Annotated in this window: 23 protein-coding genes; 14 read left to right on the plus strand and 9 right to left on the minus strand. The window is 68.4% G+C overall.

All coding sequences use genetic code 11. The features are described from left to right. The first annotated feature begins 113 nt into the window (after positions 1-113). From Q9R14_RS14050 to Q9R14_RS14065, 4 genes are all read left to right on the plus strand, one after another. Positions 114-3,125, plus strand: a complete 3,012-nt coding sequence (locus Q9R14_RS14050) for a 2-oxoglutarate dehydrogenase E1 component (RefSeq protein ID WP_306002795.1) — start codon at positions 114-116, stop codon at positions 3,123-3,125. Between the two features lie 41 nt (positions 3,126-3,166). Then, positions 3,167-4,702, plus strand: coding sequence for a 2-oxoglutarate dehydrogenase complex dihydrolipoyllysine-residue succinyltransferase (gene odhB / locus Q9R14_RS14055; RefSeq protein WP_306002796.1), 1,536 nt, complete (start codon positions 3,167-3,169; stop codon positions 4,700-4,702). Between the two features lie 56 nt (positions 4,703-4,758). Then, positions 4,759-5,370 (plus strand): glutathione S-transferase family protein, encoded by a 612-nt coding sequence (locus Q9R14_RS14060; protein ID WP_306002797.1) that lies wholly within the window; start codon positions 4,759-4,761, stop codon positions 5,368-5,370. Between the two features lie 165 nt (positions 5,371-5,535). Beyond that, positions 5,536-5,874 carry a hypothetical protein gene (locus Q9R14_RS14065; protein ID WP_306002798.1) on the plus strand — a complete coding sequence of 113 codons (339 nt, stop codon included), beginning with the start codon at positions 5,536-5,538 and terminating at the stop codon, positions 5,872-5,874. Here Q9R14_RS14065 and prfA read toward each other — a convergent pair whose 3' ends face one another. Further along, entirely contained in the window at positions 5,875-6,942 is a 1,068-nt protein-coding gene (prfA, locus tag Q9R14_RS14070; protein ID WP_306002799.1) for a peptide chain release factor 1, read from the minus strand. It abuts the gene before it with no gap. A gap of 204 nt (positions 6,943-7,146) precedes the next feature. On the opposite strand from prfA, the gene Q9R14_RS14075 reads away from it, so the two are divergent. The 3 genes from Q9R14_RS14075 to Q9R14_RS14085 are packed head-to-tail and all read left to right on the plus strand — an operon-like array spanning position 7,147 to position 9,061. After that, positions 7,147-7,752, plus strand: a complete 606-nt coding sequence (locus tag Q9R14_RS14075; protein ID WP_306002800.1) for a response regulator — start codon at positions 7,147-7,149, stop codon at positions 7,750-7,752. 57 nt (positions 7,753-7,809) lie between these two features. After that, positions 7,810-8,250: an Rrf2 family transcriptional regulator gene (locus Q9R14_RS14080; RefSeq protein ID WP_055808795.1), complete on the plus strand. Its 441-nt coding sequence runs from the start codon at positions 7,810-7,812 to the stop codon at positions 8,248-8,250. Between the two features lie 34 nt (positions 8,251-8,284). Next, entirely contained in the window at positions 8,285-9,061 is a 777-nt protein-coding gene (locus tag Q9R14_RS14085) for a sulfite exporter TauE/SafE family protein (RefSeq protein WP_137720337.1), read from the plus strand. Positions 9,062-9,163: 102 nt separating this feature from the next. On the opposite strand, the gene ispG is transcribed toward Q9R14_RS14085, so the two are convergent. From ispG to Q9R14_RS14105, 4 genes are all read right to left on the minus strand, one after another. Beyond that, complete coding sequence (gene ispG, locus Q9R14_RS14090; protein ID WP_306002801.1) at positions 9,164-10,300, minus strand: flavodoxin-dependent (E)-4-hydroxy-3-methylbut-2-enyl-diphosphate synthase; 1,137 nt, start codon at positions 10,298-10,300, stop codon at positions 9,164-9,166. Between the two features lie 48 nt (positions 10,301-10,348). Further along, positions 10,349-11,431, minus strand: a complete 1,083-nt coding sequence (locus Q9R14_RS14095; RefSeq protein WP_306002802.1) for a RodZ family helix-turn-helix domain-containing protein — start codon at positions 11,429-11,431, stop codon at positions 10,349-10,351. Between the two features lie 112 nt (positions 11,432-11,543). After that, a complete protein-coding gene (gene ptsP, locus Q9R14_RS14100) occupies positions 11,544-13,802 on the minus strand; it encodes a phosphoenolpyruvate--protein phosphotransferase (RefSeq protein ID WP_371929726.1) in 2,259 nt (752 codons plus the stop codon). A 62-nt stretch (positions 13,803-13,864) separates the two neighbouring features. Beyond that, entirely contained in the window at positions 13,865-15,139 is a 1,275-nt protein-coding gene (locus Q9R14_RS14105; protein WP_017505449.1) for an aspartate kinase, read from the minus strand. A gap of 56 nt (positions 15,140-15,195) precedes the next feature. Between Q9R14_RS14105 and ubiG the strand changes: the two genes are divergently transcribed. Then, positions 15,196-16,017 carry a bifunctional 2-polyprenyl-6-hydroxyphenol methylase/3-demethylubiquinol 3-O-methyltransferase UbiG gene (ubiG, locus tag Q9R14_RS14110; RefSeq protein ID WP_306002804.1) on the plus strand — a complete coding sequence of 274 codons (822 nt, stop codon included), beginning with the start codon at positions 15,196-15,198 and terminating at the stop codon, positions 16,015-16,017. A 57-nt stretch (positions 16,018-16,074) separates the two neighbouring features. On the opposite strand, the gene Q9R14_RS14115 is transcribed toward ubiG, so the two are convergent. Continuing rightward, positions 16,075-18,126 (minus strand): OPT family oligopeptide transporter, encoded by a 2,052-nt coding sequence (locus tag Q9R14_RS14115; RefSeq protein ID WP_306002805.1) that lies wholly within the window; start codon positions 18,124-18,126, stop codon positions 16,075-16,077. 121 nt (positions 18,127-18,247) lie between these two features. On the opposite strand from Q9R14_RS14115, the gene mutM reads away from it, so the two are divergent. From mutM to Q9R14_RS14135, 4 genes are read left to right on the plus strand one after another with little or no spacing between them, the layout of a single operon-like run. Further along, entirely contained in the window at positions 18,248-19,111 is an 864-nt protein-coding gene (gene mutM, locus Q9R14_RS14120) for a bifunctional DNA-formamidopyrimidine glycosylase/DNA-(apurinic or apyrimidinic site) lyase (RefSeq protein ID WP_306002806.1), read from the plus strand. 18 nt (positions 19,112-19,129) lie between these two features. Then, positions 19,130-19,573, plus strand: coding sequence for a hypothetical protein (locus Q9R14_RS14125; RefSeq protein WP_306002807.1), 444 nt, complete (start codon positions 19,130-19,132; stop codon positions 19,571-19,573). Positions 19,574-19,632: 59 nt separating this feature from the next. Then, positions 19,633-20,421 carry an enoyl-CoA hydratase-related protein gene (locus Q9R14_RS14130; protein WP_306002808.1) on the plus strand — a complete coding sequence of 263 codons (789 nt, stop codon included), beginning with the start codon at positions 19,633-19,635 and terminating at the stop codon, positions 20,419-20,421. Positions 20,422-20,472: 51 nt separating this feature from the next. After that, positions 20,473-21,369: an alpha/beta hydrolase gene (locus Q9R14_RS14135; protein ID WP_306002809.1), complete on the plus strand. Its 897-nt coding sequence runs from the start codon at positions 20,473-20,475 to the stop codon at positions 21,367-21,369. 3 nt (positions 21,370-21,372) lie between these two features. On the opposite strand, the gene Q9R14_RS14140 is transcribed toward Q9R14_RS14135, so the two are convergent. The 3 genes from Q9R14_RS14140 to Q9R14_RS14150 form a co-directional block, all read right to left on the minus strand. After that, the gene (locus Q9R14_RS14140; RefSeq protein WP_371929727.1) at positions 21,373-23,535 is read right to left on the minus strand and encodes a protein-disulfide reductase DsbD family protein; all 2,163 of its coding nucleotides are present in this window, start codon (positions 23,533-23,535) and stop codon (positions 21,373-21,375) included. 85 nt (positions 23,536-23,620) lie between these two features. Beyond that, the gene (locus Q9R14_RS14145; protein ID WP_306002810.1) at positions 23,621-24,061 is read right to left on the minus strand and encodes an OmpA family protein; all 441 of its coding nucleotides are present in this window, start codon (positions 24,059-24,061) and stop codon (positions 23,621-23,623) included. A gap of 119 nt (positions 24,062-24,180) precedes the next feature. Further along, positions 24,181-24,531, minus strand: a complete 351-nt coding sequence (locus tag Q9R14_RS14150; protein WP_265149985.1) for a glycine zipper domain-containing protein — start codon at positions 24,529-24,531, stop codon at positions 24,181-24,183. A gap of 142 nt (positions 24,532-24,673) precedes the next feature. Here Q9R14_RS14150 and Q9R14_RS14155 point away from each other — a divergent pair, with 142 nt between their 5' ends. Both Q9R14_RS14155 and Q9R14_RS14160 read left to right on the plus strand, forming a co-directional pair. Next, complete coding sequence (locus tag Q9R14_RS14155; RefSeq protein ID WP_265149984.1) at positions 24,674-25,609, plus strand: diacylglycerol kinase family protein; 936 nt, start codon at positions 24,674-24,676, stop codon at positions 25,607-25,609. Next, positions 25,609-26,460, plus strand: coding sequence for a metallophosphoesterase (locus Q9R14_RS14160; RefSeq protein WP_306002811.1), 852 nt, complete (start codon positions 25,609-25,611; stop codon positions 26,458-26,460). The genes Q9R14_RS14155 and Q9R14_RS14160 overlap by 1 nt, the downstream gene beginning before the upstream one ends. Positions 26,461-26,604: the final 144 nt, after the last annotated feature.

A 26,604-nucleotide genomic window follows, 5' to 3' on the forward strand; every position in this document is an offset into this window, starting at 1 on the left:
AATTTCCTACCAAATTGCCCCGTTTCGGTCATGACCCGTCAGGAAACGACGCCTATATGACAGGCGCGCCCCTCACGGAGATGTGTCCGTCGGGGCCCAGGGATTGCGAAACGATGGCGGACGATGCCGGTCGGCTGAACCAGGTCTTTGCCGAGACCTCATTCCTTTACGGGTCCAATGCGGCCTACGTCGAGGAGCTTCAGGAGAAGTGGGCGAAAGACCCCGGCTCCGTCTCCGCCGAATGGAAAGCCTTCTTCGACCAGCTGCGCGACAACGCCGCGCTGGTGACCGCTTCGGCCGGCGCCGGCAGCTGGGGCCGCGGCACAGCGACCGAACCGACGGAGGAGACCGGCGTCTTCGATGGCCGTTGGCCGGCGCCTAAGCCCGATCCCAAAAAACCCGGCGCTGCGCCGGCTGCTGCGCCCAAGGCCGCGCCCGCCGACGTCTCGGCCGATGTGATCCGCGCCGCCGCCCACGACTCCATCCGCGCCCTGATGCTGATCCGCAGCTATCGCGTGCGGGGCCACCTGCAGGCCAAGCTGGACCCGCTGGGCATCGAACAGCCGGTCGAGAACCCCGAGCTGACGCCCGAATTCTACGGCTTCACCGGCGCCGATCTGGATCGTCCGATCTTCCTGGACGGCGTGCTCGGTCTTCAGACCGGCACGATCCGCGAAGTGCTGGAGATCCTGAAGCGCACCTACTGCGGCAATATCGGCATCCAGTTCATGCACATCGCTGAGCCGGAAGAGAAATCCTGGCTGCAGCAGCGGTTCGAGGGCGCCGACAAGTTCGAGCAGAACGCCTTCTCCAAGGAAGGCAAGCTGGCCATCCTGTCCAAGCTGGTCGAGGCCGAAGGCTTCGAACGCTTCCTGCACAAGCGCTTCCCCGGCACCAAGCGCTTTGGTCTGGACGGCGGCGAGGCCATGGTCCCGGCGCTGGAGCAGGTCATCAAGCGCGGCGGTTCGCTGGGCGTCGACGAGGTCGTGCTGGGCATGGCCCACCGCGGCCGCCTGAACGTGCTCGCCGCCGTGATGGGCAAGCCCTACAAGGTCATCTTCCACGAGTTCCAGGGCGGCTCGGCCGTGCCGAGCGACATCGAGGGCTCGGGCGACGTCAAATATCACATGGGCGCCTCGTCGAACCGCGAGTTCGACGGCAACCACGTCCACCTGTCGCTGACCGCCAACCCGTCGCACCTCGAGATCGTCAACCCGGTCGTGCTGGGCAAGGCGCGCGCCAAACAGGCGTTCGACATTCGCGAGGCCAACGAGGGCGTGCCCGAGGGGCAGTGGGCGTTGGACCGCTCGAAGGTCGTGCCGCTGCTGATCCACGGCGACGCCGCCTTCGCCGGCCAGGGCGTGGTCGCGGAATGCTTCGCCCTGATGGGGCTGAAGGGCTACCGCACCGGCGGCACGCTGCACTTCGTCATCAACAACCAGATCGGCTTCACCACCAGCCCGCGCAACTCGCGCTCGTCGCCCTATCCGTCGGATGTGGCCCTGATGGTCCAGGCGCCGATCTTCCACGTCAACGGCGACGATCCCGAAGCGGTCGTCTTCGCCGCCAAGGTGGCCACCGAATACCGCCAGAAGTTCCACAAGGACGTGGTGGTGGACATGTTCTGCTACCGCCGCTTCGGCCACAACGAAGGCGACGATCCCACCTTCACCCAGCCGCTGATGTATTCGAAGATCCGCGCCCAGCCCTCGACCCGCGAACTGTATTCGCAGCGTCTGGTGGCCGAAGGCGTGATCAGCCAGGCCGAGGTGGACGCCGAGGTCGAGCGGTTCGAGAAATTCCTCGACGAGCAGTTCGAGGCCGGCAAGACCTGGTCCGCCGAGAAGGCCGACTGGCTGGACGGCCAGTGGCAGGGCTTCCAGTCGCCCAAGGACGAGCTGCGCGGCGACACCGCCGTGCCGCTGGCCAAGCTGACCGACCTGGGCCACCGCCTGACCACGATCCCCAACAGCGTCGACATGCACAAGACGCTGAAGCGCGTCATCGACGGTCGCCGCGAAGCCATCACCTCGGGCCAGGGCCTGGACTGGGCCACGGCCGAGAGCCTGGCCTTCGCCTCGCTGGTCGATGAAGGCTTCCCGATCCGTCTGTCGGGTCAGGATTCGGTGCGCGGCACCTTCTCGCAGCGTCACTCGGGCATCATCGATCAGACGACCGAAGAGCGCTACATCCCGCTGAACAACCTGCGCGAAGGCCAGGCCAATTTCGAAGTCATCGACTCGGCCCTGTCCGAAGAGGCGGTGCTGGGCTTCGAGTACGGCTATTCGCTGGCCGACCCCAATACGCTGGTCATGTGGGAAGCCCAGTTCGGCGACTTCGTGAACGGCGCCCAGGTGGTGATCGACCAGTTCATCAGCTCTGGCGAACGCAAGTGGCTGCGCATGAGCGGCCTGACCATGCTGCTGCCGCACGGCTATGAAGGCCAGGGGCCCGAACACTCCTCGGCCCGTCTGGAGCGCTTCCTGCAGGCGTGCGCCGAAGACAATATGCAGGTCGCCAACTGCACCACCCCGGCCAACTACTTCCACATCCTGCGTCGCCAGATGCACCGGCAGTTCCGCAAGCCGCTGATCCTGATGACGCCCAAGTCGCTGCTGCGCCACAAGAAGGCGGTATCCAGCCTGGCCGATCTGGCCGAAGGCTCGTCCTTCCACCGCGTCCTGCACGACGACGCCCAGACGCGGCCCGAGATCGCCGGCATCACGATCAAGGCGGACAAGGACATCCGCCGCGTCATCCTGTGTTCGGGCAAGGTCTATTACGACCTGCTGGACGCGCGCGAGAAAAAGGCCAAGGACGGCCAGGCGGTGGACGACGTCTACATCCTGCGTCTGGAGCAGTTCTATCCGTGGCCGATCCAGTCGCTGCGCAAGGAACTGGCCCGCTTCCCCAACGCCGAACTGGTCTGGTGCCAGGAAGAGCCGAAGAACATGGGCGGCTGGACCTTCGTGGATCCGTGGCTGGAGCTGACGCTGGACAAGCTGGACGTGAAGGCCAAGCGCGCCCGCTACGTCGGCCGTCCTGGATCGGCCTCGACCGCCGCCGGTCTTATGAGCCGCCACTTGAAGGAACTCGAAGCCTTCACGACCGAAGCCTTCGCCTGATACACGTATAAAAGACCGACTAGAGACGAGCTGGACCTGACATGGCCGATATTCTGACCCCCGCCCTCGGTGAATCCGTCACCGAAGCCACCATTGCAAAGTGGACCAAGAAGGTCGGTGATCCGGTCAAGAAGGACGAACTGCTGGTCGAGCTGGAGACCGACAAGGTCTCGCTGGAAGTCGTCTCGCCCGCCGACGGCGTGCTGGGCGACATCAAGGCGGCGGAGGGCGACAATGTCGTTCCCGGCACGGTCCTGGGTTCTGTGACGGAAGGCGCGTCCGCCGGCGCCGCTCCGGCCGCTGCGCCCGCCGCTGCCCCGGCCAAGGCCGCCAAGGCTGACGCCAAGGCCGCGCCGGCCGCCGCTGCTCCGGCCGTCGCCGCGATCGACATCACCGTGCCGGTCATGGGCGAGAGCGTCGCCGAAGGCTCGATGGGCAAGTGGGTCAAGAAGAACGGCGACGCGGTCAATAAGGACGAGCTGCTGGTCGAGATCGAGACCGACAAGGTCGCGGTCGAAGTCTCCGCCCCGGCTGACGGCGTTCTGACCATCGCCGCCGACGAAGGCGCGACCGTCACGCCGGGCCAGAAGATCGGCTCAATCTCAGGATCGGGCTCGGGTTCGGGCGCCGCCGCCTCGGCTCCCGCCGTCGCCGCCCCGGCCAACACCGGCTCGGCCCAGGTCTCGGCCGCCAAGAACGAAACCCTGTCGCCCGCCGTCCAGCGCGTGGTCGGCGAGAACAATCTGGATCCCAAGGCCATCAACGCCACGGGACCGAAGGGCAACATCACCAAGGCCGACGCCATCGCCGCCATCGGCCAGGCCTCGGCGCCGGCCCCTGCCGCCGCCGCTGCTCCGGCCGCCCCCCGCGCCGACCAGCCGCGCGAAGAGCGGGTGAAGATGACGCGCCTGCGTCAGACCATCGCCCGCCGCCTGAAGGAATCGCAGAACACGGCCGCCCAGCTGACCACCTTCAACGAGGTGGACATGACCAACGTCATGGCCCTGCGCGCCCAGTACAAGGATGTGTTCGAAAAGCGCCACGGCGTGAAGCTGGGCTTCATGTCCTTCTTCACCAAGGCCGTCGTCGCGGCCTTGCATGAGATCCCGGCCGTCAACGCCGAGATCGACGGCACGGACATCATCTACAAGAACCACTACGACATCGGCGTCGCCGTCGGCACCGACAAGGGTCTGGTGGTTCCGGTCCTGCGCGACGCCGACACCCTGTCGCTCGCTGGCATCGAAAAGGGCATCGGCGCCCTGGGCAAGGCCGCGCGTGACGGCTCGCTGACCATGGATCAGCTGCAGGGCGGCACCTTCACCATCACCAACGGCGGCACCTATGGCTCGCTGATGTCGACGCCAATCCTGAATGCGCCGCAGTCGGGCATCCTGGGCATGCACAACATTGTCCAGCGCCCGATGGCCATCAACGGCGAGGTCAAGATCCGCCCGATGATGTATCTGGCCCTCAGCTACGATCACCGCATCGTGGACGGCAAGGAAGCTGTGACCTTCCTGGTCCGGGTCAAGGAACTGCTGGAAGATCCGGCGCGAGCCCTGTTGGACCTCTGATTTCCTGAAAGGCGGCGATGATCTCGCCGCCTTTTTCTTTGCTGCGAGGCGCGACCATGCTGACCCTCTACGCCGCGACCGGATCCTGCAGCCGGGCCAGCCATATCGCGCTGGAAGAGTCGGGGCTCGCCTATGAGGTGCGGTTGGTCGACTTCGCCAGGGCCGAACAACGCGAGCCGGCCTATCTGGCGATCAATCCCAAGGGGCGCGTTCCTGCGCTCGCGACCGATCAGGGCGTCCTGACCGAGAGCCCGGCCATTCTGGCGCACATCGCCGCCCTGTCGCCGCCCGGCTTTCTGGCGCCGACCGATCCCTTCGCCTTTGCGCGGATGCAGGCGTTCAACCTCTTTCTGGCCACCACCATCCACGTCGCCCACGCCCACGGTCGACGCGCCGCGCGCTGGAGCGACGATGCCGCCGCCCAGGCGTCGATGGCGGCCAAGGTCACACAGAACATGCGCGACGGCTTTGCGTTGATCGAGGCGGACCTGACCGGCGAATGGGCGATGGGCGACGCCTATACGGTCGCGGACCCCTATCTGTTTACCTTCGCCGGCTGGCTGGAAGGCGACGGCGTGGACATCGCCGAGTTTCCGCGCGTCCAGGCGCACTTCGAGCGCATGTCGGCGCGTCCGGCGGTCCAGCGCGCCCTGGCCGCCAAAGCTTAGCGGGCGCGCTCGCAGACCAACGGTTGTGTCTAATTTGCGCCGGTCGTTAACGATCCGAATCGGCGTCGCATTTTCCCTGATTACAACCGCAGAAATTGGCGCCTTATTTCGGACATGGAGTGGGCGGCGCGCGCGATAGGGATATTCTACGTCTTGGGCGGACTGATGCTTTTGTATCAGGCCTGGCTCAACTGGCGTCTGCAACGGGCCCTGTCCGGCGTCATCGCCGTTCCCGCAAACGATCAGATCGCCGACGGGGTGATCGCCCTGGGCGGCGTGGTGGTGCTGATGTCCGGCCTCGCCCTGGCGGCGCTCAGCGCCTGGGCCGTGGTCGCCTTCCTCGCCGGTTGGGCGATCCAGGCCGCCTATCTGCTGTGGGTCAACCGCGCCGATCTCGACAGCCCCCTGGCCAGCGGCCGGTTGAAGTCGGTGCATGCCTTCGCCGCCTACACCGCCGTCACCGGCGTGGTGCTGTGGCTGCCGCTGACCGGCGTCCTGGGCTGATCAGCCGAACTCGGCTTCCAGATCGGCCAGACGTGCGGCCTGGTCCTCGGCGATCAGGGCGTTCAGCAGCGGATCGATGTCGCCTTCCATGATCTGGGGCAGGCTGTGCAGGGTCAGGTTGATGCGGTGATCGCTGACCCGCCCTTGCGGATAGTTGTAGGTGCGGATCCGTTCGGACCGGTCGCCCGACCCGACCTGGGACTTGCGGCTGTCCGAGCGGGCCAGGTCCTTGGCCTGGCGCTGCATGTCGTACAGGCGCACGCGCAGGTTCTTCATCGCCTTGTCGCGATTGACGTGCTGGGACTTCTCCGACGACGTCACCATGATGCCGGTGGGCAGGTGGGTGATGCGCACGGCGGAATCGGTCGTATTGACGTGCTGACCGCCCGAACCTGACGCGCGGAAGGTGTCGATGCGGATGTCCTTGTCGTGGATTTCGATCTCCACGTCCTCGATCTCGGGCAGGACCGCCACCGTCGCTGCGGAGGTGTGGATGCGCCCCTGCGACTCGGTCGTCGGCACGCGCTGGACCCGGTGAACGCCGCTCTCGAACTTCAGCCGGCCGAACACGCCTTCGCCCGTCACCGTGGCGATGATTTCCTTATAGCCGCCGGCGTCGCCTTCGGTCGCCGAGTCCAGTTCGATCCGCCAACCGCGCGTGGAGGCGTAGCGCGAATACATGCGGAACAGATCACCTGCGAACAGGGCCGCCTCGTCCCCGCCGGTGCCGGCGCGCACTTCCAGAACGGCCGAGGCGTTCTCGTCGGCGTCGCGCGGGGCCAGCAGCAGCGCGACCTCGCGTTCCAGCTCGGGCAGCCTGTCGGTCAGCGCCCGCAGCTCCTCCTCGGCCATCGCCGCCATTTCCGGATCGGCCGTCATGGCCTCCAGGTCCGCCATTTCGGCGCGCGCCCGGGCCAGTCCCTGGACCGCATCGACGACGGGCTTCAGCTCGGCGTGCTCCTTGGACAGCCGCACGATCTCGGCGCCGTCGGTCGCCGAACCCATGCGCGCCTCCACCTCGTGGAAACGGTCGAGCACCTGATCGAGACGGGCCTGGGGCAGTCGCAAGAGGGGAAGGTCCTGAGAAAAAGCGGAGCGCCGTCCTTACCCGCCGGGGGGCGTCGTGTCGATTGCAGCCGTGTCGGGACGTGGACCGGCGCCGGCGCCGCGCTTGTGATCGGCGATCACGGGCGGGTCACGATGGCGTCAGTCGCGGTGACGCAATGGGCTCAAAGCCATTAGGTGAGGCCGAACAACCGTGAGGAGGACGCCATGTTCGATCGCCCGCCCCCGTCGCAGCCGGACGCCGCCGAGGTCGCCGAAAGCGTCGATCGCCTGTGCCGCCTGTACGACAGCCGTCTGGCCGAGACCGGCGGCGACCTGTCGCCCGAGGACGCCCGCGAACTGAGGGCCATGGCCGCCATCTACGATCTGGACACCGACCGCCCCTCGACCGAGGTCTGGCGCGACCTTCGCGCCGTGGTCACGCGCCAGGCGCCGCTTGACGCCACGGCGCCGGCCGAGGTCGATGCCCTGACCCTGCTGGTGGTCGAGGACGATCCCGACGCCGCCGCCTCCCTGACCGAACTGCTGACCGAGGCGGGCCACAATGTCGTCGGCCCGTTCCACAGCGCTGCCGCAGCCGAGGCCGCCGCTGCGCTGCACAGCATCGATGCGGCCCTGCTGGACATCAATCTGTCGGGCGAGATGACCGGGGTGGAACTGGCCCGCGTCCTGACGGACCGCTGGGCCGTACGGGTCATCTTCATTTCCGGCGATGTCGCCGTCGCCGCGAAGAATGCGGACATGGCCGAGGCCCTGGTGCTGAAACCCTACAACGGTGCGCAAATCCTGGAGGCCTTGGCGCGCCTGGCCTGAGAGTCGGATCCAGATCCCACAGCTTGCGTCTAAGGCGCAGCCGGGCGATCACGGATCATGCTGTCGAACCGGTCCCGCTATGCCCTGCGCGCCATGGTGCATCTGGCCGGTCTGCCGGACGGCGGTCCCGCGACCATCGCCGAGATCGCCGAGGCGGCGGCGGCCCCGCGAAAGTTCCTGGAGGCCATCCTGCTGGATCTGCGCCGTCAGGGTCTGCTGGCTTCGAAGCGGGGCAGGGCGGGCGGCTATGCGCTGGGCGCGCCCGCCGACGCCATCAGCTTCGCCGACGTCATCCGCGCGCTGGAAGGCCCGCTGGCCCTCGCGCCCTGCGCCTCGCGCACCGCCTATGGTCCATGCGAAACCTGCCCGGATGTCGAGACCTGTCCGTTGCAGCCTGTGCTTCAGGACGGCCGTGACGCGATCGCCGCCGTCTTCGAGGCGCGAACCCTTCTGCAAGCCGCCGTCACTTCTTCTCCTATTGACCGACTAGGGAAATAGCCCGCACCGTTCGCCCCCTATTGCAGAGGCCGCCATGCAAGATTTCCTGCTCTTCCTCGCCGTCGGATTTCTGGCCCAGATCGTGGATGGGGCGCTGGGCATGGCCTATGGCGTGATTTCCTCCACCGTCCTGCTGTCGTTTGGCGTGCCGCCCGCGACGGCGTCCGCCAGCGTCCATGCCGCCGAGGTCTTCACCACGGCGGCCTCGGCCGGGTCGCATACGGTCAACAAGAACGTGAACTGGAAACTGTTCGTGCCGCTGGCGCTCGGCGGCGTCGTCGGCGGCGGCTTCGGCGCCTTCGTCCTGACCAGCATCGACGGCGATCTGCTCAAGCCCTTCATCACCACCTATCTGGCCATCATGGGCGTCGTGATCATCTGGCGCGCCACGCGTCAGACGCGTGAGCGGATCTTCCCGCGCAAGTTCGCCGGCCCCTTGGGTCTGGTCGGCGGCTTCTTCGACGCCATCGGCGGCGGCGGCTGGGGACCCACGGTCACCACCACCCTGGTCGGCACGGGCCAGGATCCGCGCGTCTCGATCGGCACCACCAATACGGCGGAGTTCTTCGTCACCTCCGCCATTTCCGCGACCTTCCTGGTCGCCCTGCTGACCGGCCACTGGCAGGAGGCCGAGGGCTTCTCCACCCACGCCATGGCGGTGCTGGGCCTGATTCTCGGCGGCCTGATCGCCGCCCCCTTCGCCGGCGTCATCGCCCGCATCGCCCCGCGCCGCGCTCTCACCTACGGCGTCGGCGCCGTGGTGCTCCTGTCCGCCGGCTATCAGGCCCTGCGTCTGTTCAAAGTGATCTGAAACGAAAAACGGCGGCGGGTTCGCACCCGCCGCCAATCCGACTTCGACTCTGATTTCCGAATACCGCCGGCATCGCCACCCTGCACAAGCGGCTTCCGCAGCCTACTCCGCCGCCTGAAGCTCCGCCGCGCGGGCGGCATCCAGTTCGGCGGCCTTCTGTTCGACCAGATCGACGATGTGGTCGATCATGCCGTCGTTGGCCTGTTTGTGGGCGATCTTGCCGTTCAGATAGATCATGCCCGCGCCCTTGCCGCCGCCGGTGAAGCCGATGTCGGTATAGAGCGCTTCGCCCGGTCCGTTCACGACGCAGCCGATCACCGACAGGCTCATCGGCGTCGAGATATGGGCCAGCTTCTCTTCCAGCACCGCCACCGTCTCGATGACGTTGAAGCCCTGACGCGCGCAGGACGGGCAGGCGATGATGTTGACCCCCCGGTGGCGCAGACCCAGCGACTTCAGGATGTCGAAGCCGACCTTGATCTCCTCGACCGGATCGGCGGCCAGCGACACGCGGATGGTGTCTCCGATCCCGGCCCACAGCATCGACCCCAGGCCGATGGCGGACTTGATCGTGCCGGTGCGCAACGGACCTGCCTCGGTCACGCCCAGATGGAGCGGGCAGTCGATCGCCTCGGCCAGCTGCTGATAGGCGGCGACGGTCAGGAAGGGATCGGACGCCTTCACCGAGATCTTGAACTCGTGGAAGTCGTGGTCCTGAAGGATGCGCGCGTGGTTCAGGGCGCTCTCGACCATGGCGTCGGGGCAGGGCTCGCCATATTTTTCCAGCAGTTCCTTTTCCAGAGAGCCGGCGTTGACGCCGATCCGCATGGAGCAGCCGTTGTCCTTGGCCGCCTGGATGACGTCGCGGACGCGGTCGGCCGAACCGATGTTGCCCGGATTGATCCGCAGGCAGGCGGCGCCCGCCTCGGCCGCCTCGATGCCGCGCTTGTAGTGGAAGTGGATGTCGGCGACCAAGGGGACCTTGGCCTCGCGCACGATGGTCTTGAAGGCGGCGGTCGATTCCACGTCGGGGCAGGAGACGCGCACGATGTCGGCGCCGGCCTCTTCCAGCTGACGGATCTGGTTGATGGTCGCCGCCGCGTCCGTCGTGGGCGTATTGGTCATCGACTGGACGCTGATCGGGGCGTCGCCGCCCACCAGGACGGAACCGACGCGGATCTGACGGCTCTTGCGACGCTCGATGTGGCGCCAGGGTCGGACGTGGGTGTGGTCGCTCATGGGAGCATCATATAGGCCGATGATGGCGGCGGGACCACGGCCGACGTATCAGTTCGGCGCAGGGGCGGGTGAAGAGGACGCGGGCGCAGGGGAGGGCGTCGCCCCCGCCTGGGTCCGGGCTTGAGCCTGAGCCTGGGCGCGCGCCTGACTGGCGGCCAGCGCCTTGGCCGCCTGATCCGCGCGGCTGTTCAACTGGGCCAGCGGCGTCAGCACGCCGGCCAGGGGTCCGCCGTACTCGCCATTCAGGAAGACGTCGAAGGCGGCCGGGTCGGACACGTCCACCGTCGCCGCCACGCCGATGGGCGCGCGCCAGGCCTCGCCCGGCGCCATCTGGCGCGCGAACAGGGCCTGTCCGTCGCCCAGCCGCACGACCAGGGCGCCGGCCGTCTTGGCCTGGATCACCACCATCGAGGCGTTGGCCGAGGCGCCATAGACGGCCCCGCGCGGGTTGAACGCCTTCTGCACCGGCTCCGGATTGGCGGCGGCGGCGATCACGGCCGGATCGGTCGGATCGACCCCGGTCAGTTCGGCTTCCAGCCCTGGTGTGATGTACAGCGCCGGCGTCGTCTGGTCGGGCGGGGCGGACATGGGCGCGCTGAGCGCGACCTGCGGATCGGGATCGGCCGCCCCGGTCCAGGCCTTGGGCACGGCGGCGATGTCGGACGGATGGGCGGTCCGATGTAGGCTGGCGCGCTGGAACACGTTCCAGCCGATGACGGCGACCACCACGGCGGCGACGCCGGCGACGATGCGCGGAGAATGGCGTTTCACGTCCTCGAAGGCGATGCCGATGGGCGCCTTCAGCGGCACGGAGGTGTCCGGGCTCTCGCGCTTGAACCGCTCGACGGCGGTCTGTTCGTCCAGCGCCAGGGCCGAGGCATAGGCCCGCACATAGCCCAGCGCGAAGACGCGCGAGGGCAGGGATGACCAGTCGTTCTGCTCCAGGGCGGTCAGGAACCGGCGATGGACCTTGGTCTCGGCGGCCAGTTCGGCCGGCGACTTGCCCGACCGCTCTCGGGCGGCCCGAAAGCCGTCGCCCAGGGTCGCGGCGTCGACGAAGGCGGCCGTCGGATCCGGCCGGTCAGCAAGGCTTTCGATCGCCTCGGGGACGCCCCCCGCATTCAGCGTCATGACGCCTGACCCCATGTCCGGGAAACACAGCGCCGACGCGCCGTTCACAGGGCCCGAGATAGACGATTGCGCGCCGACCAGCAACGCCGCCCGTGCGTGCAGACGTCTGCGATCAGACCGCGACGTTCAGCTTGCGCGCCAGGGATTCGATCTCGTTGCGGACCGAGCCGGTGGACAGGTTCAGCAGATTGGCCATGCCGCGCCGGGCCGCATTCAGGTCCGCCGACAGGATCATCCGCTTGACCGGCCCGACCCCGCCCGCCGGCGCCGACAGTCGGGTGAAGCCCAGCACGATCAGGGCGAAGGCCTCCAGCGGCCGCCCCGCCAGTTCGCCGCAGATCGACACCGGCGTGCCGGTGTCGGCGCAGGCCTTCTGGATGGTCTGGAGCGCCCTCAGGGTCGGCGGCGACAAGGGGTCGTAACGATCCGACACCAGCGGATTGGTCCGGTCGGCCGCGTACATGTACTGGAACAGGTCGTTGGTGCCGATGGAGACGAAATCCGTCAGCGGCAGCAAGGCGTCCAGATGCCACAACAGGGACGGGCATTCGACCATCGCCCCGACGCGTAGCAGGGCGGGCAAGGCGCGCCCGCGACGCCGCGCCCAGGCGCATTCGATATCCACCAGCTCGCGCGCGGCCCGGAACTCATCCACCGTAGCGATCATCGGGAACATGACGCGCAGTTCGCGCCCCGCCCCGGCGGCCAGCAGCGCCCGCAGCTGCATCCGCAACAGCGACGGCCGGTCCAGACCCAGGCGGATGGCGCGACGGCCCAGCGCGGGGTTCTCTTCGCGCTCGGCCTCCAGATACGGCAGGACCTTGTCGCCGCCGATGTCCAGGGTGCGGAAGGTGACGGGTTTTTCGCCCGCCGCGTCCAGCACCAGCTTGTACAGCGCCGTCTGGGCGTCCAGCCGGGGCAGTTCGTCCGAGACCATGAACTGGAACTCGGTCCTGAACAGGCCGATGCCCTCGGCGCCCGTCTCGATCATGTTTTCCAGATCGACCGCCAGGCCGGCATTGGTCAGGACCGTGATCCGTTGCCCGTCCAGGGTCACGGCCGGCACGTCGCGCAGCTGGGCGAACTCGGCCTGGCGCTGTTCGCGCACGGCCATGCGTGACTGCACGGCCTCCAGCATGTCGGGGCGGGGGCGCAGATAGGTCTCGCCGGTCTCGCCGTCGGCGATGACCATGTCGCCTTCCGACAGTCGGTCGCGCAGGCCCATCAGACGGCCGACGCACGGGATCTGCAGCGCGCGCGCGACGATGGCGGCGTGGCTGGCGGCCGAGCCCTCTTCGAGCAACAGCCCCTTCAGCTTGTCGCGCGGATATTCCAGCAGGTCGGCGGGGCCCAGGTTTCGCGCCACCAGTATGGCGTCGTCGGGCAGTTCGCGCTCGCCCGGCTTGTCGCCCGCCAGCACCCGCAGCAGCCGGTTGGCCAGATCCTCGAAGTCGTGCAGCCGTTCGCGGATATAGGGGTCGCGCGCCTGGGCGAAGCGGGCGCGGTGTTCGTTCCTGACCCGGTCCACCGCCGCCTCGGCCGTCAGACCGTTCCTCACCGCCTCTTCCAGCGACCGGTTCCAGCCCCGGTCGTCGGCGAACATCCGATAGGTTTCCAGAACCTCGAACGACGGACCGGCCAGGCCCTGGCCCTTGTCCAGCATGACGTCCAGACCGCTCTTCAGCGTGGCCAGCGCCAGCTTCAGCCGCGCCTCCTCCATCGCCGGGTCATCGGAAAGCAACTTCTCGGGCGCCAGCGGCGCCTCGTGCAGAACCACATGGCCGAAGGCCAGGCCGTCGGCGAACTTCTGGCCCTTCAGCCGTTCGGGCCGGTGCGGCGCCAGCTCCACGTCGCGCAGCTCGTCCAGCGCCAACAGTTCGCCCGACGACACCGTCTCGGACAGGACCATGGCGATGGTCTGGATGTCCTCGACCTCTTCCTCGTCATAGCGCCGCTCGGTGCGGTTCTGGACGACCAGGACGCCGATGGCCCGGCCGCCGCGCAGCAGCGGGGCGCCCAGGAAGGCGTGATAGGGGTCTTCGCCCGTCTCGGGGCGATAGGAGAAGGACGGGTGCGACGGGGCGTCCGACAGGCTGATGGGCTGTGCCATCCGCGCCACCTCGCCCACCAGGCCCTCGCCGGGCCGCAGCCGGGTGTTGTGAACGGCGTCGGGGTTCAGACCCTCGGTGGCGAACAGCTCGAGCTCGCCCGACGCGCGACGCAGATAGATGGAGCAGACCTCGGCGACCATCGACCGGGCGATGATCTTGACGACCATGTTCAGCCGGTCCTGCGCCGGCGTCACGCCTGCGCCGGCCCCGCCCAGAGCCTCGCGGATCTGGCGCAGGAGGATCCGGGGTCCTCTGGTCATCGCGCCGCCTGCCGGCATCATGTCTCCCGCGCCCCGGCGCCTAGGCGCCTTCTGAAATCACCCTATACCGCGTCCAGCCCATATGCCGAATGCAGGGCGCGAACGGCCAGCTCGGCGTAGGCGGCGTCGATCAGCACGCTGATCTTGATCTCGGAGGTCGAGATCGCCTGGAACTTCACGCCCTTGTCAGCCAGGGCCTTGAACATGGTCTGGGCGACGCCCGCATGGCTGCGCATGCCGACGCCGACGACCGAGACCTTGGCCACGTCCTCGTCGACGCGGATTTCCTCGAAGCCGAGCTGCTCCTTGGCGGCGGTCATCAGGTCGGCGGCGCGTACGGCGTCGCGGCGGCCGGTCGTGAAGGTCAGGTTGACCGTTCCAGCGGTGCGCGACTGGCTCTGCACGATCATGTCGACGTTGACGTTGGCCTCGGCCAGGCGCGTGAAGACGTCGGCGGGCGCGTCCACTCGGTCGGACAGGCCCAGCAGGGTGATGCGGGCCTCGTCACGGCTCATGGTCACACCGGACACGATACGTTTTTCCACGATCTCCTCCTCGTCGCAGATCAGGGTTCCACCCTTGTCGGGCATGACGCCATTCGCGTCGGGTTCGATAAAGCTTGAAAGGACGCGGACCGGGACCTGTTTGGCCATGGCCAGTTCGACCGAGCGGGTCTGCAGCACCTTGGCGCCCAGGGACGCCATTTCCAGCATCTCTTCGTAGGACACCTTGGCCAGACGGCGCGCGCGGTTCTCGATACGCGGGTCGGTCGTATAGACGCCGTCCACGTCGGTATAGATGTCGCAGGGGCAGCCCAGGGCCGCCGCCACGGCGACCGCCGAGGTGTCCGAACCGCCGCGTCCCAGGGTCGTGATCTTGCCGTCCGCCGTCACGCCCTGGAAGCCGGGCACGATGGCGATCTCGCCGGCGTCGACGGCGGCGCCCAGCTTCTCGCCGGGGATGTCGATGATGCGGGCGCGGGCATGGGCGTCGTCGGTCAGGATCGGCACCTGCCAGCCCATCCACGAGCGCGCGTTGAAGCCCATGTTGCGCAGCGTCGCGGCCAACAGGCCCGAGGTCACCTGTTCTCCCGAGGCGACCACCACGTCATACTCGTCGTCGCTGAGCGGCAGGCCCGCAGCGGCCGGTCCGGCGCCGTCCGTCCAGGCGACCAGTTCGTTGGTCTTGCCCGCCATGGCGGAGACGACGACGGCGACCTGTTTGCCCGCCGAGACTTCGGCCGCGACGATCCGCGCCGCACGGCGAATGCGTTCGAGGTCGCCCATCGAGGTGCCGCCGAACTTCATCACCAGTCGTGTGGTATCGGGCCGCGTCATCGTGGCGTTCCGCCCCCTGCTTGCGTGAAAGGGCGCGAAGGTTCATCCCTCGCGTCATGACCGCTTCTAACGGCGCCGCTCCGTCTCGCCTACCCCAACAGGGGCATGGTTTTTCGCAAAATTCGCCCGAAACGGCGTTCGGCGCATCGATCGACCCCGCCGACGTGGCGCGCTTCTCGGCCCAGGCGGCCGAATGGTGGGACGCGCACGGGCCGTTCGCGCCGCTGCACCGCTTCAACCCGGCGCGGTTGGCCTTGATCCGCGAACAGCTTTGCACGCGGCTGGGCCGCGACCCCAAGGCGCGGGCGCCCTTCGAAGGTCTGACACTGCTGGACGTGGGGTGCGGCGGCGGACTGATCGCCGAGCCGATGCGGCGGATGGGCTTTGACGTCACCGCCATCGACGCCTCGTCCGAGAACATCGGCACGGCCCGCGCCCACGCCGACATGGTCGGCCTGGATATCGCCTATCGCGCCGCCACGGTCGAACAGATCGAGGCGGAAGGGGCGGGGCCGTTCGACGTGGTCCTGACGATGGAGGTGATCGAACACGTCGCCGATCCCGAGGGCTTCGTGCGCGCCTGTTCGCGCCTGGTCCGGCCGGGCGGGGTGATGATGGTCGCCACCCTGAACCGCACGCTGAAGTCGCTGGCCCTGGGCAAGGTGGCGGCGGAATACATCCTGCGCTGGGTTCCGGCCGGCACCCACGACTGGCGCCAGTTCCTGAAGCCCGAGGAAATCCGCACGATGCTGGCCGCCGAACCAGTGACGGTCGAGGGGCCCTACGGCCTGAACTACGACCCGCTTCAGGACCGATGGAGCCAGACCGACGATGCGGGCATCAACTACATGATGGTCGCCACGCGCAGCGCCGCCTGACATGCAAAAGGCCGCCCCGAAGGGCGGCCTTTCTTTCTTTCTGATTAGGCTTTGCCCCTAGACCTTCGAAGCCCGGCCGCGCGTCCAGGCGTACAGGCCGAACACTGCGACGGCGAAGCTGACGACGCCCGCCAGCATGGCCGGCCAGGCGGAACCCTCGGGCAGCATGGCGAAGGGCGCGTCGTCCCGGGTCGCCACGATCACCCCGGCGGTGAAGACGCCGAACAGGCTTTCACCCACGATCAGGCCCGAGGCCAGCAGCACGCCCATCCGACGCGCCACGTCGGCATAGCGGGTGGACGAGACCGCCTTGTCGTAGATCCAGCCGGCGACGGCGCCGATGACCAGCATGGTGGTGACCGCAGCCGGCAGATAGAAGCCGATGCCGACGGCCAGCGGCGGCAGCTTGACCTTGCCCTTGGTCGCCTTCGACACGACCGCGTCCAGCACGATGATGACCACGCCGATCGCGGCACCCAGACCGATCAGGTCCCAGCGCAGATCGCCGCCGATGACGCCGCGCGCCAGGGCCGAGATCAGGGTGGCTTGCGGGGCGGCAAGGGTCTTGGCGCCTTCCACGATGGCGGGCGGGCCGCCTTCGAAGCCGAAGGCCTGGTTCAGCAGGTTCAGGATGAAGGGGATCACCAGGGCGCCGGCGCCGACGCCGACGATCAGCGCCACCTGCTGGCGCCACGGCGTTGCCTCGACCAGCTGGCCGGTCTTCAGGTCCTGAAGGTTGTCATTGGCGATGACGGCGACGGCGAAGACCACCGCCGTCACGATCAGGGCGAAGGCGATGATCGACGGATCGGCCGGCACGCCGGCGACGGCCATGACGCCCAGCATCAGCAGCGAGGCGATGACGATGGCCAGAATGCCGACGCCCGACACGGGGCTGTTCGACGAACCGATCAGACCGGCCATGTACCCGCAGATGGCCGCCACGGCGAAACCGATCAGCACCACATAGACCAGGCCGCCGATCACCAGAAGCGGCGTCGAGCCCGCCAAGGCCGGGGCGCTCTGGGCGAACCAAGCCAGAAGGCCGGCGATGCCGACCAGGCAGGCGACCGAAACGCCGCCCATCAATTTGATGGGCAGGTCCTGTTCGGTGCGCTCAAGCACTTCGCCGTGGGCGCGTTTGGCGTTGGCGGCCAGCGCCGAGGTCAGGCCGCCGATCAGCGGACCGGCCAGTTTGATCAGGGTCCAGATGGCTGCGACGCCGATGACGCCCGCGCCCATGAACCGCACCTCGCGCGCCCAGACGGTGGTCGCCAGCTCCTCTGCGCCTACGCCGGCGGGCAGGGTCGAGGCGATCGACGGGATGCCGTGCGCCGTCAGCCAGGCGACGGTGTCCGGGCTGGTCAGGATTGGCACGGCGATGGCCCAGGCCAGCACCAGGCCGAACAGCTGAGCCAGACCGACCGTCAGGCCGATCAGGTGACCGGCGCCCAGCAGGGCGAACTGCATGCCAAAGCCCATGCCCGTGGCCCCGCCGCCCAGCGCGGCCGGCAGCTTGAAGAACTTGGCCGCCTCGCCCGCAAAGACCCGACCCGCGACCAGCAGGGCGTAACCGGCCGATACCACGGCGCCGGCGACCACGACCCACAGGCCCGACTTGTTCTCGCGCACCGCGCTTTCGGTCTGTTCGGCCCCGCGCGAGCCGACCTTCAGCACCTCGGCGGCGGCGACGCCTTCGGGGTAGGGCAGGCCGCCGCCCGTGACCAGCGCCCGGCGCAGCGGGATCGAGAAGGTCACGCCCAGCACGCCGCCCAGGATGCAGATCGCCACCGACTGCCAGAACGGAAACTCCAGCCACCAGCCGATCATCACCAGGCCCGGCAGGACGAAGATGATCGAACTCATGGCCCCGCCGACCGAGGCCACGGTCTGGACGGTCATATTCTCCCAGATGGTCGAGGTGCGGAACGCGCGCAGCACCGCCATCGAGATCACCGCCGCCGGAATGGCCGAGGCGAAGGTCAGGCCGACCAGCAGGCCCAGATAGGTGTTGGCGGCGGTGAAGATCACCGCCAGCAGGCAGCCCAGCACTAGGGCGCGGAGCGTAAGTTCTAGCCGGCCCTTCGGGGCGGCGGCGGCGTCTGTCATATGCGAGGTCCCACGTTTGCGCGGACGTAAGCGCATTCTGTCGCAGGCGGCAACTGGTCGCGGTCAGATGCGAGCGCCCCCGCCGCTTGGCCCCGCGACCCTGACGGGCTAGGACCGGCCCATGCCCGAACTTCCCGAGGTCGAAACCGTCCGACGCGGCCTGACGCCTGTGCTGGAGGGCGCGCGGCTGTCGCGGGTCCGGATCAACCGGCCCGACCTGCGATTTCCCTTCCCCGAGCGCTTTGTCGAACGGCTGGAGGGGGCGACGGTGATGCGGATAGACCGGCGGGCCAAATATCTGCTGATGCCGTTGTCCACCGGCGAGACCTGGATCACCCATCTGGGCATGACCGGCCGGTTCACCCTGGACGGAACCCTGCTGGGCGAGTTCGAGGAGGCCGCGCCCATCGCCGGCAAGCACGAACATTTCAGCGGCTGCGCCCTCCGCGATGGGGCGGCGACACGCATCGGATACGCCGACGCGCGCCGGTTCGGCTTCATGGGCCTGATCCCCAGCGACCAGATCGAGACCCATCCCTGGTTCGCCGGCCTGGGGCCCGAGCCGCTGGGCAACGGCTTCTCCGGCGCCCATCTGGTCGAGGCCTTCGCGGGCAAGAAGCAGAACATCAAGGTCAGTCTGCTGGACCAGCGGATCGTCGCCGGCCTGGGCAATATCTATGTGTGCGAGGCCCTGTACCGCGCCCGCATTTCGCCCCTGGTCGCGGCCGGATCGGTGTCGAAGGCGCGGCTCGAGCGTCTGGCGACCGAGGTCCGCAATGTCCTGAACGACGCCATCGCGGCGGGCGGCTCGACACTTCGGGACTTCGCCAACGCTGAGGGCGGCCAGGGCTATTTCCAGCAGCGGTTCGACGTCTATGGCCGCGAGGGCGAGCCGTGCCGTGGTGAGAAATGCACCGGCGTGGTCGCGCGCATCGTCCAGGGCGGCCGCTCCACCTTCTACTGCCCCTCCTGCCAGAAGCGATAAGCCTCCGAGGTCCGACCCATGCGCAAAATCCACCTGTGGATCAGTCTGATCGTCGGCGTTCTGGTCTGGGGCGCCTATTTCGTCCACTTCGTCCAGGGTTTGCGCGCCGGCGATCTCGGCGACCTGATCTGGTGGTTCGTCGCCGCCCTGGTCGTCGCGGCTGTCGCGGAGGCCGCTGCCACCGGCCTGATCGCGCGTCTGTTGCGCCGCCGCGCCCGCGTGCTGGACGAGGGGCCGACGCTTCAGGCGGCGCTGAAGGCGGGTCACGTCGCCCTGATGCTGCTGGTCGGGCTGATCCTGCTCGCGGCCCTGGTGCTGGCCCTGTCGTCCGTCTTCGGCTGGACGCTGGACCTGTCGGGCGCGCGGGGTCAGGTGATCGCCGCCAATCTGCTGCTGGCCATGGTGGTCGTCGCCGAACTGGTCCGCGCCGCCTTGACCCTGGCGCTGATGCCCCGACGATAGCGCCGGCGCTAGCGGGCCCCGCCGCGCGCCTGTATGACCGCCGTCAAAGGAGACCGACCATGGCCGACGCCTATTCCAACCTGCTGATCGAACGCCACGCCGACGGCTATGCGGTGGTGACCCTGAACCGGCCCGAGGCGCTGAACGCCCTGAACGCGGCTCTGTTCAAGGATCTGGCCGACTTCCTCGACAGCGTCGAGCACGACGACAGCGTGCGCTGCCTGATCCTGACCGGCGCGGGTGAAAAGGCCTTCGCCGCCGGCGCCGACATCAAGGAGATGGCGGACCAGACCTATGCCCAGATGTACACGGGCAACTATTTCGCCCTGGGCCACGACCGCATCACCCGGTTCAGAAAGCCGATCATCGCTGCGGTCAACGGCTTCGCCCTGGGCGGCGGCTGTGAGCTGGCCATGCTGTGCGACTTCATCGTGGCCTCGGACAAGGCGAAGTTCGGCCAGCCCGAGATCAACCTGGGCGTCGCGCCGGGCATCGGCGGCTCCCAGCGCCTGACCCGTCTGGTGGGCAAGTCCAAGGCCATGGACATGGTCCTGACCGCCCGGATGATGGATGCGGCCGAAGCGGAACGCGCCGGTCTGGCCTCGCGCGTCTTCCCGCACGAGACCCTGCTGGAGGAGACCCGCAAGATCGCCGCCAAAATCGCCTCGCAAAGCCCGCTGGCGATCATGGCCAACAAGGAGATGGTCAACGCCGCGCTCGAGACGACCCTGACGCAAGGCGTCCAGTTCGAACGCCGCCTGTTCCACTCCCTGTTCGCCTTCGAGGATCAGAAGGAGGGCATGTCCGCCTTCGTCGAAAAGCGCAAACCCGAGTTCAAGGGGCGATAGGTCGCAGGCGCGGGTCAACCGATCGCCGTGATCGGGCGTTAGGGGCGGATGATGATCCGCCTTTTCGCCTCGCTGCTTGCGACCCTGTTCGTCCTCGCCCCGGTCGCCGTCCAGGCCAAGGTGCAGTCACAGGCCGCCCCGGCCTTCAGCTCCAACCGCATCATCGTCGAGACGCGCGGGCGGGGGCCGGACATCATCTTCATCCCCGGCCTGGGTTCGACCGGCTCGGCCTGGCGCTCGACGGCGGATCGGCTCGATAACCGCTACCGGGTGCATCTGGTCACCCTGCGCGGCTTCGGCGAGACCCAGATCGGCGACAATGTCAGCGGCGGTCTGGCCGGCGCCGCCGCCAGCGAGATCGAACGCTACATCCGCGAGCAGCGCATCGACCGGCCCGCCGTGATCGGCCATTCTCTGGGCGGCCAGATCGCCCTGCGCGTCGCCGCCGATATGGGCGACCGGATCGGGCGCGTCATGGTGGTCGATTCCTCGCCCTTCTTCCCGTCCCTGATCGACGCGCGCACCACATCGGATCAGGTCGAGCCCCTGGCCCGGCTGGGCTATCAGGCCCTGCTCCTGTTCGGCGATCAGGCGCTGAAGTCCCAGGTCGCGGCCTTCGGCGTGGACATGGGTCTGGCCGGCGACATGGTGTTCGAGGGGCTGGGACTTCAGGGCGGCGACCGGCGCGTCCTGGCCCAAGGCCTGTATGAAGCCCTGACCGTCGATCTGCGTCCCCGCCTGTCTGAGATCACCGCCCCGGTCACCGTCGTCTATGGCTGGACCCGCGATCCCGACGCGCCGCGCAACCGGCTGGAAGGCCTGTATCGCTACGGCTTCGAAGGCTTGCCGCGCACGGCCCGGTTCGAGCGGATCGAAGGCGCCGAACACCAGGTGATGATGCAGCAGCCGCAGCGGTTTCTAGCGGCGGTGCAGCGGTTCCTGAGCTGACGCTCAATCCTTCAGCGCATCCACGACCACGCCCTCGGTCAGCAGTTGCGGCAGGATTTCCGGCTCGGCTCGACCCGGTCGATACAGCAGATACAGCGGCACGCCCGAACGCCCATGCGCCTGAAGCTCGCGGGTGATGGCGTCGTCGCGCCGGGTCCAGTCGCCGACCAGATAGGCGGCGTTCGCCTCGCGCATCGCCTTGGCGACACGGGGCGAAGACAGGGCCGCGCGTTCGTTGATCTTGCACGTCACGCACCAGTCGGCTGTCAGATTGACCAGCACGGGGCGTCCCGACGTGGTCGCTGCCTTCACCGCCGCCGCCGACCAGGGCTGGGTCGCCAAGGGGCCGCTGTCGCCTTGCGGCGTGGCGTCCGCCTGTCGCGCTGCCCCCGCCGCAACGCCTGCCAGGCCCAGCGCCAGAACGCCGACGACGATCGCGCAGATCGTGGTCAGGATCAGCCGCTCATCACGCTGGCGCGCCGCTTGCGCCAGACCCGTCAACCAGGCCGCCAGGGCCAGCAGCAGCGCCGCCGTCAGCAGCAGGCCCAGGGCGTCGACGCCGCCCTGTCGCGTGAACACCCACAGCAGCCACAGCGCCGCCCCATACATGGGAAAGGCCAGAAGACCCTTCAGCCGCTCCATCCAGACGCCGGGTCGCGGCAGGCGTGACAGCAGGCCGGGCGACAGGCTGACCGCCAGATAGGGCAGGGCCAGACCCAGCCCCAGCATCAGGAACACGGCCAGCGCCATCGGCCAGGGCAGGACCAGGGCCGCCCCGAGCGCTGCGGCCATGAAGGGCGCGGTGCAGGGCGCTGCGACCACCACGGCCAGAACGCCGGTGAAGAAGGCGCCCGCCGATCCGGGCAGGCGCGACAGGGGGGCGGACCCCGCGTTCTGCAATCCGGCGCCGACATGGAAGACGCCCGACAGGTTCAGCCCGACCAGCAGCATGACCAAAGCCAGGGCCGCGACCACGCCCGGCGACTGAAGCTGGAACCCCCAGCCGATCGCCTGACCCGCCGCCCTCAGCACCAGCAGGGCGCCGGCCAGAACCAGGAAGCTGACCAGCACCCCGGCGGTGAAGGCCAGGCCGTCGCGCCGGGCCCGCGCCGGATCATGCGCCGCCGCCGACAGCGACGCCGCCTTCATCGCCAGAACTGGGAAGACGCACGGCATCAGGTTCAGCACCAGCCCGCCCAGCAGCGCTAGGCCCAGCGCCTGAAGAAAGACCCAGGCGCCGGTCTTCGCCGCAGTCTCGGCGGCGTCGTCCAGCGGCTTAAGCGCTGCGCCGCCCTGGGCGCCCGCCAGAGGCGCGCCCGGCTCCGCCGTGATCTCCCACGCGCCCTTGTCGGTGGCCAGCACCCCACTCAGCGCCGTCGTCGCCGTTTCCTTGCCGGGCGCCAGCGTCAGGGTCAGACCGTTGGCCCCCCGCTGACCCGACTGGGCCGCCGCATGGTCGATGCGCCCGCCGTCGAAAGGATAGAAATAGACCTGTCCGATGTCGGCCCCAATCAGCGGCCCGGCGGTCGCGGTCAGGATCAGCTGGCCACCCTGACGCGTGACGCGCGCCTCGATCCCGGCCGGGCGCGGGGCGGTTTCGACCAGCCGCTCGATCTCCTCACCCCAGGGTTTGGCCAGGGGCGCTGCGCCCTCGCGCACAGGCAGGGCCAGTGACAGGGTCATCGGCTCGGGCACGCACATCTGGTCGCTGCACACCAGGAACAGCACGTCCGTCGTCAGGGTCAGCACTTCGCCCGGCCGCGCCGTCGGCGGCACATGGATCGGCACGGGCAAGAGGACCGCGCCCGAGTAGCCATAGTTCATCAGGCTCATCAGCCGCTGGCGGCTGGGCAGGGGCCACAGGATCGGATCGGCGGTCACCCCGGCGGGCAGGGTCCAGATCAGGCTGGTCGCCCCTCCGCTGTCGCCCGGATTGCGCCAATAGGTGTGCCAGCCGGGCGCAATCTTCTGGCGCACCGCCACAACGGTGGTCGAACCGGGCGCGACCCATTGCGACATCGGGACCAGTTCGGCCTCGATCCGCTCGGTCCGCTGCGGCCCGAAGGCGACGACGCCCGTTGGCTGGCTCTGCACCGGCTGGGCGACGGCCGCCGAAACGCCCGTCAAACTGAACAGCAGGCCGAGGAGAAGGGCGAAGAGGCGCAAACGCGTGTTCCGGCAGGCGAGGGGAGCGCCGCAACCTAATGCGTCACGCGTCCCCGCGCCATCGCTGCGCCCGCCCCCGCGTCGATCAGCGCGGATAGGCCTCGTAAATCACTTCCGCGCGGCGCCGCAGCGGTTCGTCATTGCCGGCTGCGGTCGTGGCGCCCGCATCGCCCGCGGCGTTCAGCTCGAAGATCGGCGCCGGCATGCCCGCCTGGGTCAGCGCCTCGACCACGGTCCGCGCGCGCCGCTGCGACAGGTTCAGATTGGCTTCGGGCGTTCCCGTGGCGTCGGCCAGGCCCACCACGCGCACCTTGCGCACGTCGCAATCCTTGGCCTTCGTGGCCGCCGCCTTCAGCACCATCGCCGCCGGCTCGGTCAGCCGCGCCTGGTTCTCCAGGAAATAGATATCGAAACGCCCCGGCGCGCACGGCGATTCGCCCACCACCAGCGCCTCGCGCTTGGGCATAGGCGCGCACGCCGCCAGCACGCCCACGGCCGCCACGGCCAGACCCATCGATCGCTTCATCTCAGCCCTCCTCCGGCTCGGCCGGCCCATTACGCAAAAGAGGCGGTCCGTCGTCCGACAGGCCGCCTCTTCAACCTAACGCCGGTCGCGGACCTTCACGACCGGCATTTGATCACTGATCAATAACGGCGCTGACCGTTGTCCCAGTAGCACTCGTCCTGACGGTTGTCGTAGCAGTAGTAGTAGCGACCTTGGCTGTCGCGGTAGCGCTGCTGGTTGTTGCGGTCCTGGTTGGAACCGCGGATGGCGCCGGCCGTGCCGCCCAGGGCGCCGCCAATCAGGGCGCCGGTCGCAGCGTTGCCGCCGCCGACGTTGTTGCCGATGATGGCGCCGGCGACGGCGCCCAGGCCGGCGCCGACGGCGCCTTGGCGGACGGTTTCGTTCGAGCCATTGTTATAGCCGTACGGGTCGCTGGCGCAGGCCGAAGCCAGCAGGCCGGCGCCGGCAATCGCGATAATCGCCTTTTTCATTGTGAATTCCTTTGTCCCTGGGTGTTGGCCCCTGTGGGCAGCAAACGTGTCCTCGCGGCATAGGTTCCGCGTCGGCAAACCGTATCGGCAAATATGGTGACGCTTGGGCGGAACGACGGCGCGTGCGGGGCGTTCGGCCGCCATGACCGACGTCGCCCAACCCCCCTGCGATGCAGACGACAAAACTGCGTTGACGCCACACGCCCAGATCCGGCACGCCGTGATGCTGGTCAATCCGCTGTCCGGAAGCGTGGGCCCACGCGCCGCCGGCGAGGCCGAAGCCCTGTTGGGGCAGTATGATCTCAAGGCCGAGGTCGTATCGTTCGAAGGGGGCAACTTCGACCAGATCATCGCCGACGCCTTCGCCGCCAAGCCTGACGTGATCTTCGTTCTGGCCGGCGACGGCACGGCGCGCTCGGTCGCGTCGAAGGCCAAGCCGGACGGTCCGATGATCGCGCCTCTGCCGGGCGGCACGATGAACATGTTGCCCAAGGCGCTTTACGGCACCGCCGACTGGAAGCTGGCGCTGAAGCGGGCGCTGGAGGAGGGCGAGCCTCAGGCCGTTTCCGGCGGCGAGGTTCAGGGCGAATACTTCTATTGCGCCGCCATTCTGGGATCGCCCGCGCTGTGGGCCCCGGCGCGCGAGGCGATGCGGACCGGCAAGATCAAGCTGGCCTGGCAATATGGCCGTCGCGCCCTGAAACGCGCCTTCTCGGGTCGCCTGCGCTTCACCCTGGATGGCGGCGAGAAACGCCGGACCGAGGCGCTGGTTCTGATCAGCCCGATGATCTCCAAGGCGATGGAGGATCCCATCGGACTGGAGGCCGCGGCCATGGACCCCAGCGACACGACCCAGGCCTTCCGCCTGGCCGCGACGGCGCTGTTCAGCGACTGGCGTCAGGACCCGGCCGTCTCGACCCGCCCGGCGAAACGGATCGACGTCCGCGCCCGCTCCAAGATTCCGGCCGTCATCGACGGCGAGCCGCTGCTGCTCAAGCCTGAGGCCGTGATCCGTTTCGTGCCTAAGGCTTTCAAGGCGCTGGCGCCCAAGCCGCCCTCGGCCGAGGACAGCATCTGATGGGACGCGTTCTTCAGTTCTCCGACGTCCATTTCGGCTGCGAGCACAAACGCGCCTGCGCCGCCGCCCTGGACTACGCCCACGCCACGCCGAACGATCTGGTGCTGATCACCGGCGACATCACCCAAAAGGGGTTTCCCGACGAGTTCAAGGCGGCAGGCGAATGGATGCGGGCCATGCCCGAGCCGCGCTTCGTCATCGTCGGCAATCACGACGTGCCCTATTGGGACGCCATCGCGCGGGTCTTTCATCCCTGGCGGGCGTTCGAGACCGCGACCGGCTTTCCGGCCCACGACGGCCAGTTCTGCAGCGATGCGGTCATGGTGCGCGGCGTTGTCACCGCGCGCGGCTGGCAGGCGCGGCCCAACTGGTCCAAGGGCGTCATCGATCTGGATCAGACGCGGCGCGCGGCCGAGGCCCTGCGTCAGGCGCCGATCGGCGCGCTGCGGATATTGGCCTGCCACCATCCGCTGATCGAGATGGTCGGCACGCCCATGACCGGCGACGTCAAGCGCGGCGACGAGGCGGCGCTGATCTTCGCGGAGGCCGGCGTCGATCTGATCATGACCGGTCACGTCCATGTGCCGTTCGCCATGCCGATCCCGCTGGCGGATCGCTGCTCCTACGCTGTCGGCTGCGGGACGCTGTCGCACCGCGAGCGCGGCGCGCCGCCCGGCTTCAACCAGATCGACTGGGACGCCAAGACCATCACCGTGACGGCCCTGGCCTGGGATGGAACCAGCTATCGCTCGCACCAGGTCTGGCGCCTGCCGCGCCGTCAGGACACCCGCAAGGCGAACACCGCGCCCAGCCCGGTCGAGCCCGGCGAACTGGAGAAGGCGGCGGTCTGAGTCTTCTCCCCATTTTATGGGGAGGTGGCCCGAAGCGTAGCGGAGAGACGGAGGGGTTTCTTGCCGCGCTACAGGCGTTGGTGGGATCCCAAGACCCCCTCCACCACGCTACGCGCGGTCCCCCTCCCCACGATGTGGGGAGGA

The sequence above is a fragment of the Brevundimonas sp. C43 genome, from assembly GCF_030732185.1.
In the GTDB taxonomy this organism is placed as follows: Bacteria; Pseudomonadota; Alphaproteobacteria; order Caulobacterales; family Caulobacteraceae; genus Brevundimonas; species Brevundimonas diminuta_C.

What these genes read in the sequence shown, in the direction of transcription:
- Q9R14_RS14075 (WP_306002800.1), top strand. Translation starts at nt 7,147, where the DNA reads ATGTTCGATCGCCCGCCCCCGTCGCAGCCGGACGCCGCCGAGGTCGCC.
- Q9R14_RS14135 (WP_306002809.1), top strand. Translation starts at nt 20,473, where the DNA reads ATGATCCGCCTTTTCGCCTCGCTGCTTGCGACCCTGTTCGTCCTCGCC.
- Q9R14_RS14150 (WP_265149985.1), bottom strand. Translation starts at nt 24,531, where the DNA reads ATGAAAAAGGCGATTATCGCGATTGCCGGCGCCGGCCTGCTGGCTTCG.
- ubiG (WP_306002804.1), top strand. Translation starts at nt 15,196, where the DNA reads ATGACCGCTTCTAACGGCGCCGCTCCGTCTCGCCTACCCCAACAGGGG.
- ispG (WP_306002801.1), bottom strand. Translation starts at nt 10,300, where the DNA reads ATGAGCGACCACACCCACGTCCGACCCTGGCGCCACATCGAGCGTCGC.
- Q9R14_RS14060 (WP_306002797.1), top strand. Translation starts at nt 4,759, where the DNA reads ATGCTGACCCTCTACGCCGCGACCGGATCCTGCAGCCGGGCCAGCCAT.
- Q9R14_RS14130 (WP_306002808.1), top strand. Translation starts at nt 19,633, where the DNA reads ATGGCCGACGCCTATTCCAACCTGCTGATCGAACGCCACGCCGACGGC.
- mutM (WP_306002806.1), top strand. Translation starts at nt 18,248, where the DNA reads ATGCCCGAACTTCCCGAGGTCGAAACCGTCCGACGCGGCCTGACGCCT.
- Q9R14_RS14115 (WP_306002805.1), bottom strand. Translation starts at nt 18,126, where the DNA reads ATGACAGACGCCGCCGCCGCCCCGAAGGGCCGGCTAGAACTTACGCTC.
- Q9R14_RS14065 (WP_306002798.1), top strand. Translation starts at nt 5,536, where the DNA reads ATGCTTTTGTATCAGGCCTGGCTCAACTGGCGTCTGCAACGGGCCCTG.
- Q9R14_RS14160 (WP_306002811.1), top strand. Translation starts at nt 25,609, where the DNA reads ATGGGACGCGTTCTTCAGTTCTCCGACGTCCATTTCGGCTGCGAGCAC.
- Q9R14_RS14105 (WP_017505449.1), bottom strand. Translation starts at nt 15,139, where the DNA reads ATGACGCGGCCCGATACCACACGACTGGTGATGAAGTTCGGCGGCACC.
- Q9R14_RS14155 (WP_265149984.1), top strand. Translation starts at nt 24,674, where the DNA reads ATGACCGACGTCGCCCAACCCCCCTGCGATGCAGACGACAAAACTGCG.
- Q9R14_RS14085 (WP_137720337.1), top strand. Translation starts at nt 8,285, where the DNA reads ATGCAAGATTTCCTGCTCTTCCTCGCCGTCGGATTTCTGGCCCAGATC.
- Q9R14_RS14080 (WP_055808795.1), top strand. Translation starts at nt 7,810, where the DNA reads ATGCTGTCGAACCGGTCCCGCTATGCCCTGCGCGCCATGGTGCATCTG.
- odhB (WP_306002796.1), top strand. Translation starts at nt 3,167, where the DNA reads ATGGCCGATATTCTGACCCCCGCCCTCGGTGAATCCGTCACCGAAGCC.
- Q9R14_RS14145 (WP_306002810.1), bottom strand. Translation starts at nt 24,061, where the DNA reads ATGAAGCGATCGATGGGTCTGGCCGTGGCGGCCGTGGGCGTGCTGGCG.
- Q9R14_RS14095 (WP_306002802.1), bottom strand. Translation starts at nt 11,431, where the DNA reads ATGACGCTGAATGCGGGGGGCGTCCCCGAGGCGATCGAAAGCCTTGCT.
- Q9R14_RS14050 (WP_306002795.1), top strand. Translation starts at nt 114, where the DNA reads ATGGCGGACGATGCCGGTCGGCTGAACCAGGTCTTTGCCGAGACCTCA.
- ptsP (WP_371929726.1), bottom strand. Translation starts at nt 13,802, where the DNA reads ATGACCAGAGGACCCCGGATCCTCCTGCGCCAGATCCGCGAGGCTCTG.
- Q9R14_RS14125 (WP_306002807.1), top strand. Translation starts at nt 19,130, where the DNA reads ATGCGCAAAATCCACCTGTGGATCAGTCTGATCGTCGGCGTTCTGGTC.